This is a genomic window from Microcoleus sp. bin38.metabat.b11b12b14.051 (genome assembly GCF_013299165.1).
In the GTDB taxonomy this organism is placed as follows: Bacteria; Cyanobacteriota; Cyanobacteriia; order Cyanobacteriales; family Microcoleaceae; genus Microcoleus.
Map to the genome: position 1 here is coordinate 21,851 of NZ_JAAFKD010000031.1, position 13,830 is coordinate 35,680.

11 protein-coding genes are annotated in these 13,830 nt (G+C 44.0%); 10 read left to right on the forward strand and 1 reads right to left on the reverse strand.

The window, feature by feature from the left end:
• Positions 1–2: 2 nt before the first annotated feature.
• The 8 genes from bioF to QZW47_RS24690 all read left to right on the forward strand — a co-directional run bounded on the left by bioF (position 3) and on the right by QZW47_RS24690 (position 6,482).
• Positions 3–1,175 carry an 8-amino-7-oxononanoate synthase gene (bioF, locus tag QZW47_RS24655; RefSeq protein ID WP_293133011.1) on the forward strand — a complete coding sequence of 391 codons (1,173 nt, stop codon included), beginning with the start codon at positions 3–5 and terminating at the stop codon, positions 1,173–1,175.
• Positions 1,176–1,413: 238 nt separating this feature from the next.
• Entirely contained in the window at positions 1,414–2,076 is a 663-nt protein-coding gene (locus QZW47_RS24660) for a methyltransferase (protein WP_293133014.1), read from the forward strand.
• A 53-nt stretch (positions 2,077–2,129) separates the two neighbouring features.
• Positions 2,130–2,432, forward strand: a complete 303-nt coding sequence (locus QZW47_RS24665; protein ID WP_293133017.1) for a 4a-hydroxytetrahydrobiopterin dehydratase — start codon at positions 2,130–2,132, stop codon at positions 2,430–2,432.
• A gap of 422 nt (positions 2,433–2,854) precedes the next feature.
• Positions 2,855–3,412: a hypothetical protein gene (locus QZW47_RS24670; protein ID WP_293133020.1), complete on the forward strand. Its 558-nt coding sequence runs from the start codon at positions 2,855–2,857 to the stop codon at positions 3,410–3,412.
• Positions 3,413–3,858: 446 nt separating this feature from the next.
• Complete coding sequence (locus QZW47_RS24675; RefSeq protein WP_293133023.1) at positions 3,859–4,560, forward strand: glycosyltransferase family A protein; 702 nt, start codon at positions 3,859–3,861, stop codon at positions 4,558–4,560.
• A complete protein-coding gene (locus tag QZW47_RS24680) occupies positions 4,553–5,848 on the forward strand; it encodes an ABC transporter substrate-binding protein (protein ID WP_293133026.1) in 1,296 nt (431 codons plus the stop codon). Before QZW47_RS24675 ends, QZW47_RS24680 begins: the two co-directional genes overlap by 8 nt.
• Before the next feature lie 140 nt (positions 5,849–5,988).
• On the forward strand, positions 5,989–6,162 hold the full coding sequence (locus tag QZW47_RS24685) for a hypothetical protein (RefSeq protein WP_293133029.1): 174 nt from the start codon (positions 5,989–5,991) through the stop codon (positions 6,160–6,162).
• A 170-nt stretch (positions 6,163–6,332) separates the two neighbouring features.
• Positions 6,333–6,482 (forward strand): hypothetical protein, encoded by a 150-nt coding sequence (locus tag QZW47_RS24690; RefSeq protein WP_293133032.1) that lies wholly within the window; start codon positions 6,333–6,335, stop codon positions 6,480–6,482.
• A 322-nt stretch (positions 6,483–6,804) separates the two neighbouring features.
• Here QZW47_RS24690 and QZW47_RS24695 read toward each other — a convergent pair whose 3' ends face one another.
• Positions 6,805–8,172, reverse strand: coding sequence for a TldD/PmbA family protein (locus QZW47_RS24695; protein WP_293133122.1), 1,368 nt, complete (start codon positions 8,170–8,172; stop codon positions 6,805–6,807).
• 282 nt (positions 8,173–8,454) lie between these two features.
• Here QZW47_RS24695 and QZW47_RS24700 point away from each other — a divergent pair, with 282 nt between their 5' ends.
• Entirely contained in the window at positions 8,455–13,470 is a 5,016-nt protein-coding gene (locus tag QZW47_RS24700; protein ID WP_293133034.1) for a PAS domain S-box protein, read from the forward strand.
• 27 nt (positions 13,471–13,497) lie between these two features.
• A complete protein-coding gene (locus QZW47_RS24705; protein WP_293133036.1) occupies positions 13,498–13,650 on the forward strand; it encodes a hypothetical protein in 153 nt (50 codons plus the stop codon).
• The last annotated feature ends 180 nt before the right edge of the window (positions 13,651–13,830 follow it).

Below are 13,830 nucleotides of genomic sequence, written 5' to 3' on the forward strand. Positions count from 1 at the left end.
ATATGAATGCAGACCCTTATGCTTGGCTAGAGAAGTCCATGGACACTGTGCGCCGGGCCGATTGGTATCGATCGCCACAATCGATCGAAAGCTGCCCCGGATCTGTGGTAAAATTAGCAGGGCGGCGGCTGATTAACTTTGCCAGCAACGATTATCTGGGACTTGCCGGCGATGACAGGTTGATGCAAGCGGCTGTTGCTGCAACTAAGGAATTTGGTACGGGTACGACGGGTTCGAGGTTGGTAAGCGGACACCGCGATTTGCACCGACAGCTAGAACTGGCTATTGCTAATTTAAAACAAACCGAAGACGCTTTAGTATTCAGTTCTGGATATTTAGCGAATTTAGGGGCGATCGCATCGATCGTCGGCAAGCGCGATTTGATATTATCTGACAAGCACAACCATTCGAGCCTAAAAAACGGAGCGATGCTCAGCGGTGCAACTGTGCTGGAGTACACTCACTGCAATGTTGAGGATTTGGGGGCTTTGCTCGATGAAAATCGCGCCAGCAGCTATCGCAAGTGTTTGATTGTTACTGATAGCGTTTTCAGCATGGATGGGGATTTGTGCCCGTTACCGCAGTTGCTAGATTTGGCCGGACAATTTAACTGTATGGTGTTAGTAGATGAAGCTCACGCTACAGGCGTTTTCGGTGCCTTCGGTGCTGGCTGCGTAGAACATTTCGGGTGTAGCGGACAACCTTTGATTCAAGTTGGCACACTCAGCAAGGCTTTGGGAAGTTTGGGCGGCTATGTTGCAGGCTCTTCTGTTTTGATTGATTTTCTCCGCAATCGAGCTCCGACTTGGATTTATACTACGGCATTGACACCGGCTGATACGGCGGCTGCTTTGGAAGCTGTGAAAATTGTACAGCAAGAACCCGAAAGGCGCTCACGGCTACAGCAAAACATCAAAAATTTCAAATATGAAGCTATTAGCAATTACCAGTTACCAATTACCAATTCACTCTCCCCAATTTTTAGTTTTCCGTTAAAAGATGCAGCGACAGCTTTAGCTGCTAGCAGCAAGCTCAAGGAGATGGGTATTTTTGCTCCGGCGATTCGGCCTCCTACTGTCAGCGTGAGTCGAATTCGGATTTCGCTGATGGCAACTCACGACGTGGCACACCTTCAGCAGTTGGTTTCGGCTTTGCGGACGATCGCCCAATTGTAAATTAGACATCGCAAGAATTGCCAATCTTGAACAGGCTTTCGGGCCTGTTCCACAAGAATTATGGGAGATGTCTATTTATACCAAATCCGGGTTACGCACCCCCTTTATAATGTCGCAAAAGTGCGTCGCTCAAGAATCTTTGTAATTCGCGAGAACTGTTCGTAGCGACGCACCCTACTTTACGATCGGCATAATGTGAGTGTACAATTACTGAAGTTTCACTTTAACTTCCAGAAAAATGCAACAAACACAAGCCTTCCTAGAACTGCATCAGGCGTTTATCGATAAACAGGCTAAATTTGCGACTTATAGAATTAATAATATGAATATTATTGCTCTACCTAATGTCTATCATCCAGCCCCGGGTTGTAGCTCTTTCTTGCTCTTAAATCCTATTCTGGAAAGATATCAACATCTCAAGACTAAGAAAAAACGGCTTTTAGAGTTAGGTTGTGGTACCGGAGTGGTGGGACTGAGTTTAGGTGAATATGTAGAGGAACTGTACCTTTCTGATATCGCTGACTATGCTGTACTATGTGCCAGAATAAATACGTTGATAAATTTCCGCAAAGCTAAAATTTACCATTCGGATTTGTTCAAATCTTTGCCTGACATTTTATTTGATGTCATTCTTTTTAACACCCCTTTGTTGGATAAACCAATTGAAAGTATTGCAGAAGTGTCAACCAACGATCCCAGTGGTAAAATTTTCATCAATTTTATCGAACAGGTTCCCCAATATCTTTCACCTCAAGGAGAGATATTTTTAACTTATTCCAGTCTGGGAGATTTAGCGCTAATAAAAAAAATTCCGCCCAGCTTTACTGTGGAAGAAATTGCCAAAGAAAGGCAAGAAGCAAGCAAAAATGAAAACTATCTTTTTCGCTTAACCATCAATTGAGTATAGTGTACACAAACTTTCCAGATCGTTGAATATCAGGAGCATAGTAACTAATGACAGGCTATAAACTCACCGAAACAGAAATACATGAAGCCCTAAGCAGCCTACCGGGTTGGGTAGTCAAAGAAGGCAAGTTGTACAAAAAATTTGAGTTTCATTCTTTTAATGAGGCAATGGGTTGGATGGTAAGCGTCGCGATCCACACAGAGGTGATTAAACATCACCCTATATGGCTGAATATTTATAATTCAGTTGAAGTAAATCTGCTTACTTACGATTTAGGTGATGCAATCAGTAACTTGGACGTTGAACTTGCTAAAAAGATGGATGAATTAGCAGATCCTCTGTTGCGTTAAACAATTCAGGTCAACCAGACACGTTCGCTGGCGCCATCCCGCTCTTTTTAGTCGATCGACACTGGTGTCAGCGCGTTGCACAGTCCGTATTGTCACGGCTTTGAGGTCTGCGATCGGTTAATTTCGCTCTACGGCAATGGATCTCTTGGCTTCGGACTTTGCGTATTATTGTCAAGATTTGGAGTTTAGACTAAGCAGGTCAAAAAGTGGGCGCGTGCGAAGCTATCCCTCTTCGTGAATCGCCCAGAGACTGGCGAACCTTTATCAAGAACGGCAACGGTCGTTGGCGATCAGCTATCAGGTTCAACCATAATATAAATAAGCTGTTCTGCATTTAAGCAGTGGAAATTTAAGTCGAGAGGGGGTATTGTATTTTTACCTATAAATGGTTTAAGATAACATAATCAATAGGAGCTAATTATATGCCGTCATCGAGTTGGAAACATATTTCTCCAACAATTGAGAAAATATGGGACATTTCTCCTAAATCAATACTAGATATTGGTATTGGTTTTGGCAAATGGGGATTTCTGTTACGAGAATATCTGGAAATTGGGCAAGGAAGATACAACAAATCAGAATGGTGTATTAAGATAGATGGCATTGAAATTTTTGAGCCTTATATTCTTGATACCCATCGGTTTTTGTATGACCAGATTTTTATAGGAGACGCACAAGAAGTTATTGATGACGTGACCAACTATGATTTAATCATTGTTGGTGATATTCTTGAACATCTACATAAAGATGAAGCCGTCATTTTAATTGAAAAAATCATCAAAAAAGGGAAAAAAATAATCATTAATATTCCCTTGGGATTGTGGCCACAAGAAGAAGTATTCAACAACCCACACGAAGAGCACATAAGTTCATGGTGTATCGAAGACTTTGAAGCTTATGATGTAGTTTCACAGGAGGTATTTCGTTGGATTGATGGCAACGAATTATTACTCATCGAAATTAAAGGATTGCATTGTTAAATAACAATCCAGACAGCATATAGCAATCCTAAATCATTCATGAGGATTTGTAGGGGTAGTGCCTTTCTTTGCCTACCCCAGCATTCTTCGGGCAACCGGGCTCTTTAAGATCCCCTACAACAATTACACAACTGATGAACGGATTGCTATAGCAGGAAAATTGCCATAAATCATCCCACGGTGGAAGAGCCTGATTACGACCCGGATCTTAATCAAATCATGTACAATTAAATTAGCAAAAGTAGCTAGGATGTATATTAATAGCTACATTGCTGATATAATTGCTTGATATTTTGATTAAAATATGATAAGCTGTTATGCAGTTAAATTGTATGTCAAAAAAAATAAAACTCTTGTGGGGTGTCCCGCCCGCCCTCAATATACAATTTAAATGTGCGACAGCTTAGGATGAATGTAAATTTTTCAATTTTAAATTTGCAAACATCTTGCAAAAATATACAAGTTATCAGTTTTTTACACCTATGAGTCCTCTGAATTTTTCTTATATCCCAGAAATATCAATTATTGTACCTACTTACAATCGAGCTAAATATTTGAGCGATTGCATTAATAGTGTACTCAATCAAACCTTTAAAGATTGGGAGTTGCTTATTATAGATGATGGCAGTCAAGATGCTACATTTGAAATAATTAGCCCCTTTCTAGAAAAACATGAAAATATCCGCTATTTCAAGCATAAAAACCGGAAAATGGGCTTATCCAGAAATGCGGGTATTCAAGCATCTTTCGGTAAATACATTACTTTTCTTGATAGCGACGATCAATATAAACCAAATCACTTAGAATCCCGTTTGGAGTATATGAAAACTAATCCTGAAGTGGATTGTATTGCGGGAGGCTTTGAGACGGATGGAGATATTTTTGTAGCTGATTATTATCAACCTGGAAAACTAATTAATGTTGAAGAGTGTGTTATGGGTGCTAGTTTTTTTCTCAAACGCCATGTTTTATTTGAATTAAAAGGGTTTCAAAATATTTCCTATGGAGAAGATACCGATTTATGGGAAAGAGCACAAAAAAAATTCAAAACGGTAAAAATTACTCAGCCTCGTACTTACATTTACACCAGAGCTGAAGACAGTGTGAGTAAGAGTTTTACAGCAAATATTGATTTAAATAATGATTAGCAAAATAAAGCCGATCGCTTCACCAAAAAAAAGTTGGTTAATCGCGATTATCCTCACTGTATGTTTGTTTATTTTCACAGGATGCCAAAGCGTCACCAACAAAAATGATGGAGTCATTCACTTAACCCTATGGCAAGGAATTAACCCTCCTGTCAACCGAGATGTATTCCAAAAATTAGTTGCAAAATTTAATCAGAAAAATCATGACATTCAGGTAGAATCTATTTTCGCGGGTGAACTAGACCAACAATTACCAAAGATCCTGACATCTGTTGTGGGTAATTCCCCACCAGATATCCTTTCTTTTTACCCCCAAATGACAGGTCAATTTGTTAATTTAGATGCCATTGTTCCACTAGAAGATTGGTTAGACAAATTGCCAGTGAAGTCAGAATTATATCCCCGTGTTCTAGAGGAAATTCAATTAAATGGTCATACATGGTCAGTGCCTATCTCTACCAGTTCTATAGGGATTTTTTACCGTCCCAAATTATTTAAACAAGCGGGAATTACCGAATTACCTAAAACTTGGGAAGAATTAAGAGAAGTCTCGAAAAAACTCACTATAGATCGCAACTCAGATGGGAAACCAGAACAGTATGGAATGTTAATTCCTTTTGGTAAAGGAGAATGGACTACTTTCAGTTGGTTTCCCTTTTTACTAAGTGCGAATGGTGAAATAATCCAAAATAATCGCCCTAATTTAATGAATCCGGGTGCGATAAAGGCTATACAATTTTGGCAAGATTTATTAAAAGACGGTTCCGCGACTTTATCAATGCCAGAAAGAGGTTATGAAGAAGGGGATTTTATTTCCGGCCGTGTCGCGATGCAAATTACTGGCCCTTGGACATACATTATGAAAAGTAATGTCGATTATGGAGTTTTTCCAGTACCCAGCAATATTCGGCCAGCCACAGTCACCGGAACTGGGACATTATTTGTGATGAAAACTACTCCCGAAAGACAGAAGGCTGCCCTAAGGTTTTTGGAGTATGCTTTGAGTGAACAATTTCAAACAGAATGGAGTATTGGCACGGGATTTTTACCCGCTAATATGAAATCCGCGCAGAGTCAAGCTTATCAAGAATTTATCAAACGAAAACCTGTGATTAAAGTTTTTGTAGATCAAATGTCCGTTGCCGGATCGCGTCCTATTATCGCGGGATATAGTCGCATTTCACAAAATTTAGGTCGCGCCATCGAAGCTTCTATGCTAGGACAACCTGTAGAAAAAGCCTTACAAGAAGCTCAAGATCGTTTAGATTTGATTTGGGAAGGAAAATAGTGAATGGTCGCTGGCGACAAGCTATCAGGTTCAACCATAAGATAAATACCAGCGACCGTTGACGTTCTCGGAGACTTGCAACAAGAAAAAAAACTGTCTGCGATAGTTTTAACAGACAGCGTAAGGGTAGAAAATTGAGAATGAGCGCAAAAAATCTCAAATCTACCTGCAATCTCTCTTTGAACAATTATACGAATTTCGTCAACTTGCCGATCGATGTCTCGGCAATGCCTGCATATGCCACCTTTGAACTAGATCTGCGTCGTTTTACGATCGAGCATTGGTATCGCGAGTGCCAAACTTTTTGTGCTTAGTCTAAACTTCAATCAAGATTTAGCTATTGACATATGCGGCATATTATACACTATTCTGGTCGATCGGTCAATAACTGTAAACTTTTTGTAAATTTAGATACTTTTTGAAATTTTGCGCTATATTAAAAAAGTAGCGGTTTACACCAAATTTAATATAAGGAACGTCCACCATGAACACAAATCGTCAAAACGTCAGAAAAATAGCTGAAACCCACCGGGCTAATATTCAGAAGCAACTGACACACCGCATCGAAGTAGCTAGAGCCAGCGGCAATCAAGATTTGGTTCGGGTGCTGGAAGAGGAAATGAAACAGTTGTAAGCAAGCCGTCGCAGAAATTTGTCTGTAAAGTCGAGATGGTTGTGTGAGAAATGCAGAATTCCCGCAATCATTACCTGTTAAATTTTCACTCCTCTCTTAGTCGGTAGAAAAAACCCCGGTTTCTGGAAGAAATCGGGGTTTTTTATTGAGAAGGAAGAATTCACCGAAGAGCAGCATTCTCAACAACAGGCAAGATGCCTGTTCCACTCTCAACAACAGGCATCTTGCCTGTTCCACTCTCAACAACAGGCAAGATGCCTGTTCCACTCTTAGTTAAATGTTCTTGTGGGGTGGGCACGCGAGCCCGCCCAGAAAAGCTTTTTCACCGTCCTCCGACGACGACATTTTTAATCCGCAAGTGGGGGCCGCCGACACTTACCGGCAAGCCGCCCTGGCCGCCTTTTCCACAGCCGCCGTAGGCATAAACTGAGTCGTTGCCGATCGCCTCAATATCTTTTAAAGTCTGAAATACGTTGCCACTTAAAGTGACATCACTCACCGGTTCAGCCAATTTGCCATCGCGAATCATGAAACCTTCCGCCGCTGCAAAGGTAAACATTTCGCCGTTGGTTTGTCCTCCCAGCATCCGCACTGCATAGACTCCTTCCTCAATGTCGCCCACCATTTCGTCGAAAGAATGGGCGCCAGATTCGATCGCAGTATTAGTCATCCGCACCAATGGCATAAAAGTAGCGCTCAAAGCCCGGGCATTTCCCGTCGGAGCTTCGCCCATTTTGCCCGCAGTCTCGCGATTGTGCATTCGAGCTGCTAAAACTCCATTTTTAATTAAATGCTTGCACTGAGCAGGCACTCCTTCGTCGTCGTATTTGAGGGTTCCCGGCAATCCCGGCAATGTTGCATCGTCAATTACGTTCAATTGTTCGATCGCCACAGGCTTACCCAAAGTCAATAATTCCTGCATTTTCGGGTTTTCGTAAATGCCGTCAGCTTCCGACAAATGGCCGAAAGCTTCGTGAATAAATACCCCCGACAAATAAGGGTCTAAAATCACCGGATACTGGCCGCCTTTGACCGATTTTGCTTCTAGTTGGCCCACAGCTCGAACTGCCGCACTCTTAACACGATCTTCAATATTTGTCAAGACATCGTAATCCGATCGCGAATGAATCGACTCAAAGCCTTGACGGACGACACCACCTTCACCGCGGGCGATCGCCCCGAAGCGCCCCGTCACATCCAAACGCTCTTGAGCAATGCAAGTGCCTTGAGAATTCACAAAATAAGTAATCCCAAATCTGTCGCTGTAGCCCGCCATTGTCGTCTGAATTCGCGGGTCGGAATCTAACAGCAATTGGTTGTAAGATTCGAGCAACTTGCGTTTTTCTGCTAGAGTAATCGATCGCGGATCGCGACCAAATTCCACTGCTACATAATCTTGAATCGGAGTGACATCTGCTAGTACAGTTTTTTCGCTACCTACCAAGCGAGACTGCACGACAGCTTCTTCAATCCGAGCTTTTAACTCAGCTAAACCATTAAATGTTACAAAACTCCAGCCGCCTTTGTGGCAGGCGCGGATGCCGCCGGCTAGACTGAAACTGCGATTGACTGCATCTAACTGAGGGCCACGAAAACTAATGGCTGTTGATTCGCTTTGTTCGAGGCGAACTTCTAGATAATCTACTCGATCGCGATAAGGTGCGATCGCTTCCATCAACTGTTCTTGCATCAAATTGCCCCTATGAATGATTCGCGCCAGCGCTGAAAAAATTATTGCTAACCTTATTTTAGCCAACAAATCGCGTGTTTCGGGAGCGATCCCGTGCCGCAGCGGTGCGATGGGGGCGCACCCTACCGATCGCACCGCTGCGGTACTGAGTGTCACATAACACAAAAAACTCCCGCCCAGTTGTGCAAAGCCCCGCAGAGCGGAAATCTTGCATCTGCCTAGAGAAATAGAATTAAACTAAATCTATCTAAATACTTAAAAATATAGTTGAACTACCCACCAATGGAATACTTTCAGGTTAAAAAATTCCAAATTTCAGCGTATTTAGCCGCAATTTCGACATTAATAGCAATTTTGGTCGGAGTTGGCATTTTAGACCGATCGCAACAAGAGCGATTTTTGCTGCACAACCGCGCTAGCACGCTCGATCGGCTCAGCACAGTGCGTTCTAAACTCGAAAGCTCTTTAAATTCTCGGCTGTTTTTGATGCGGGGTTTGGTGGCTGACATTTCCCACAAGCCAAACATCACCGAAGCCGAGTTTGCAGCCACGGCGAGAATTCTGGTGGCACAGCAAACCGGCATTCGTAACATCAGTTTAGTTAAAGGCACGACGATCGCTTACATTTATCCGCGACAGGGAAATGAAAGGGCGATCGGGGTTGACTTGATGGCGATACCGGAACAGTGGCAAATGGTGGCAGAGGCGATCGATACCAGAAAAACCTTGGTTGCAGGGCCCGTAAAATTGTTGGAGGGGGGCGTGGCCTTTGTCAGTCGATCGCCCATTTTTCTCACACCCTCCGGCGCCGAGCCCGAAACAGGAGTTTATTGGGGGTTGATCGGCCTGATTCTTGACAAAAATACCATCATTGACGAAGCAGGACTCAACGACTCCTCAGCCAAGCTGCAATACGCTGTCAGGGGCAAAGATGCCAAGGGAGCGATCGGCGAGGTGTTTTTCGGCGACAAGTCGATTTTTCAGAACAATCCCGTGGTGCTGGAAGTGACATTGCCCAACGGTTCCTGGCAGTTGGCAGCAATTCCGGCGGGAGGATGGCCCCATAATTCGCCGCTGCGGGGATGGTTGCTCGCAGGAGGCGGCTTGCTGGCGGTTGTAAGCGGGGTGGCGGTTTTTACCGGGGTGTACGGCCGTGCGAAGTTGCGATCGAGCGAAGCTAAGTATCGGCAACTGGTGGAGAATGCTAACAGCATTATTGTGCAGTTAGACAATCAAGGCAAGATTACTTTTTTTAATGAGTTTGCGGAAAAATTTTTCGGGTATTCACAAGCAGAAATAATTGGCAAAAGCGCGATCGGCACAATTGTAGATCCGGCCAATTTGTCGGAAAATGACTTAGCCACAATGATTCGAGACTGTGTGGCACAGCCGGAGAAATACTTCAAACACGAGAATGAAAACATCCGCAGCAATGGGGAAAAAGTCTGGATAGCCTGGAGAAACAAACCTTTGCTCGATGCCAAAGGACGATCGATTGGGCTGCTGTTCGTCGGTACAGACATTAGCGATCGCGTCTTAGCAGAAGCAGCAGTGCAAGCCAGCGAATCTCGCTATCGGGCAATTATTCAAGACCAAACCGAACTGATTTGCCGCTTTTTGCCCAGCGGAATTATTACTTTTGTCAACGATGCCTACTGCCGCTACTTCAATAAATTGCGATCGGATTTCGAGGGGCATACTTTTATGCCCTTAATCCCGGTAGAAGACCGAGAAATTATCAGCCGCACTTTCAGTTCTTTAAGTAAAGAAAACCCTGTCGTTACCTGCGAACACCGCGTCGTTCTCGAAACAGGGGAAACTCGCTGGCAGCAGTGGACGAATCGGGCGATTTTTGACAGTACGGGCAGCTCGATCGAATATCAAGGAGTCGGGCGCGACATTAGCGATCGCAAACAAGCTGAAATCGCCCTGCAAGCTTCTGAAACAGAATTTAGGGCTTTGTTTGCTGCCATGAGCGACATTATTTTGGTCCTCGATATTGAGGGACGATACTTAAAAATTGCTCCCACAAATCCCGAATTTTTGTACAAACCGCCGGCAGAACTTGTCGGTCAGAAAGTCAGCGATATATTCGATTTTGAAACAGCCGAGTTTTTCCTGGATAAAATTCGCACCGCCGCCGCTACGAATCAAACTTGTACTTTTGAATACTGCCTCGAAATTGGCAGCGAACAAAGGTGGTTTGTGGGCAATATGTCACCGATGTCGGACAACTCTTTCATTTTCGTAGGGCGCGACATTAGCGATCGCAAACAAGCTGAAATCGCCCTGCAAGCTTCTGAATCGGAATTGCGGGCTTTGTTTGCTGCGATGAACGACGTAATTTTAGTCATCGATATTGAGGGGCGTCACCTAAAAATTGCCCCGACAAACCCGCAATTTTTGTATAAACCTCCGGCAGAACTTGTCGGGAAAACTATGCACGAAATCATCCCCCGGGATTTGGCAGACTTGTGCCTGAGGGAAATTAAAATTGCTGCTGACACGCAGCAGATGCGTTCCATAGAATACAGCCTGCCCATTGACAACCAAGATATTTGGTTTGCCGCTACCATATCCCCAATGACCGAAAAAGCAGTTGTGTGGGTGGCCCGCGACATTACCGAGCGCAAGCAAGCTGAAAATTGGGTAAACGGTCAAAAACAAATCTTAGAAATGATTGCTAAGGGCGCACTTCTTAGCGATACTTTACATAATTTAGTTAAACTTATCGAGCAGCAATCAAAAGATGTGATGGGTTCGATTTTGCTTCTAGATCCAGAATGTAAACATTTTCAGCAGGGAGCTGCGCCGAGTTTGCCCGAAAGTTACAACGCAGCTATTCATGGCTTAGCCATCGGCCCGAATGTTGGTTCCTGCGGCACTGCTGTCTTTCGTCGCGAACAGGTAATCGTGACAGATATTGCCACCGATCCTTTGTGGGCAAATTATCGAAATTTAGCCTTGGGTTTTGGGCTTAGAGCTTGCTGGTCTACTCCGATTTTATCATCAGCGGGTCAAGTATTGGGAACTTTTGCCATGTATTACGCTGAACCCCGCATCCCCCAAGATTTTGAGCTGCAATTGATCCAATCTGTCAGGCATTTAGCGGGAATTGCGATCGAGCGCAAACAGGCAGAAGACAGTCTCAAACAGCTCAATCAAGAACTAGAAAATAGAGTCGAACAAAGAACTGCCCAATTGAGGCAAACTGAAGAACGCTGGCAGTTAGCACTCAAAGGGAACAATGACGGCATTTGGGATTGGGACTTGCAAACAGGAGAAATATTTCTGTCCGATCGATTTAAGGAAATCACCGGATACGAACACATCCCAATGCTCGATTACTTTGACGAATGGAACAGCAGCACGCATCCCGACGATTTAAGCTTAGTAATGCAAGCTTTCCAAGACCATTTAGACAGAAAAACCCCGCATTACATCGTCGAATACCGCTTGTGGTGCCACAAAAGCGCTTACAAATGGATACTCAGTCGCGGACAAGCTTTGTGGGACGAATCTGGAAAAGCCGTCCGTATTGTTGGTTCAATTTCTGACATTACGGAGCGCAAACAAGCAGAGTCCGCACTGCGGGAAAGCGAAGCCAAATTCCAAAAGCTGTCTGGTAATGTGCCGGGAGTAATTTATCAATTTGTATTGCGTACAGATGGATCTTCCAGTTTCTCTTACATTAGTCCTGGTTGCGTAGAAATATTTGAATTAGAAGCAGAAGCTGTTATTAAAAAGGCGACTTTAGTAACAGATTTGATTCATCCAAATGACCGTCAAACTCATGATGAATCAGTTGCTATTTCAGCGCAAACTTTGCAACCTTGGCACTGGGAAGGACGCTTCGTGCTACCTTCCGGCACAATTCGGTGGTTTCAGATAATTTCCCGTCCTGAAGCTAAAGAAAACGGTGATATTGTTTGGGACGGCATCACTATTGATGTTACGAATCGCAAACAAGCTGAATTAGCTTTGCAAGAGAGCCAGCAGTTTATTCAAAAAATCGCCGATGCAACTCCCGGTATTTTGTATCTCTACGACTTGGAAGAACAGCGAAATATCTATGCTAATTCTTCTGTTGGCAAGGTTTTGGGCTATAGCTTTGACAAAATTCAAGCGATGGGTTCGTCACTGATACCTAAGTTAATGCACCCGGAAGATATGCCGCAAGTTTTGGAATATCACGCAAGCTTTGCAGGAATTGAAGATGGCGAAGTTCTGGAAATTGAGTACCGGATGCAGTCCGCAGATAATCAATGGTTTTGGCTGCAAAGTCGGGATACCATTTTTAGCAGGAATGCTGAGGGTATGCCCAAGGTAATCATTGGGTTTGCCCAGGATATCACGGCTCGCAAACAAGCAGATGAATCTCTGCGACAAAGTGAGGTGCGAGAAAGAGAAAGATCGGGAGAATTAGAGTCAGCGCTGCTTAAATTGCGCTCTACGCAAGCTCAGCTCATTCAAACCGAAAAAATGTCTTCTTTGGGGCAGTTAGTGGCCGGCATCGCCCACGAAGTTAATAATCCGGTTAACTTCATTCACGCTAACATTGATTATCTCCACCAGTATACTACACAGTTGCTAGATTTGGTGACTCTTTACGAACATGAGTATCCCGAACCTAATTCAAAAATTGTCGATCGCATCGAAGAGATTGATTTGGATTTCATGGCCAAGGATTTACGAAAACTTGTCGGTTCGATGCAGGTGGGAACCGATCGCATCCGGCAAATTGTCCTGTCTCTCAGGACTTTCTCGCGGCTGGACGAAGCGGGAACGAAGCTGGTCGATATTCACGGCGGAATAGACAGCACTTTGTTAATTTTGCAGCACCGCTTGAAGAGTCACGACAGGCGCCCGGAAATAGAAGTAATTAAGGAGTTCGGTCAACTGCCGCTGGTGGAGTGCTACGGGAGCCAGCTAAATCAGGTGTTTATGAATATTCTGGCTAATGGAATTGATGCGATTGAAGAACGATATCAGAAATTATCGGTTACAGAAGCAGAGCCAAAGAGCGGCCGGATTGTTATTTGCACTGTTGTCACGCCCCAAAACACTGTCATCGTAAAAATTTCCGACAACGGTACGGGGATTCCGCAGGAGATAGTCGATCGCATTTTTAACCCGTTTTTTACCACAAAAGCTGTGGGGAAGGGTACTGGCTTGGGAATGTCGATCGCGCACTCGATTGTGGTAGAAAAGCACAAGGGCACAATTGAGTGTATGTCTGAAATAGGATGCGGAACTACTTTTGCGATCGAAATCCCGATCGGCAAAAGCTCTCAGTAAGTATAGGTTGTCTCATCTAGCTGAGGTATGTCTGGGCATTGGGCATTGGGGATTGGGCATTGGGGATTGGGCATTGGGGATTGGGGATTGGGGATTGGGGATTGGGGATTGGGGATTGGGGATTGGGCATTGGGCATTGGGGATTGGGCATTGGCCAAACAGGGCATTGGGCATTGGTAAGAAAGTTATCGTAGGGTGCGTCAGCTCATACCCTGATTTTCTTTGCGGAGCGACGAGCAGCCACAAGCTGACGCACCCTACAAATCAGACTTCATTCGCTCGACTCTCAACTATCAACTGACAACTGCCAACTATCAACTGACAACTGACAACTGCCAACTATCAACTGACAACTGCCAA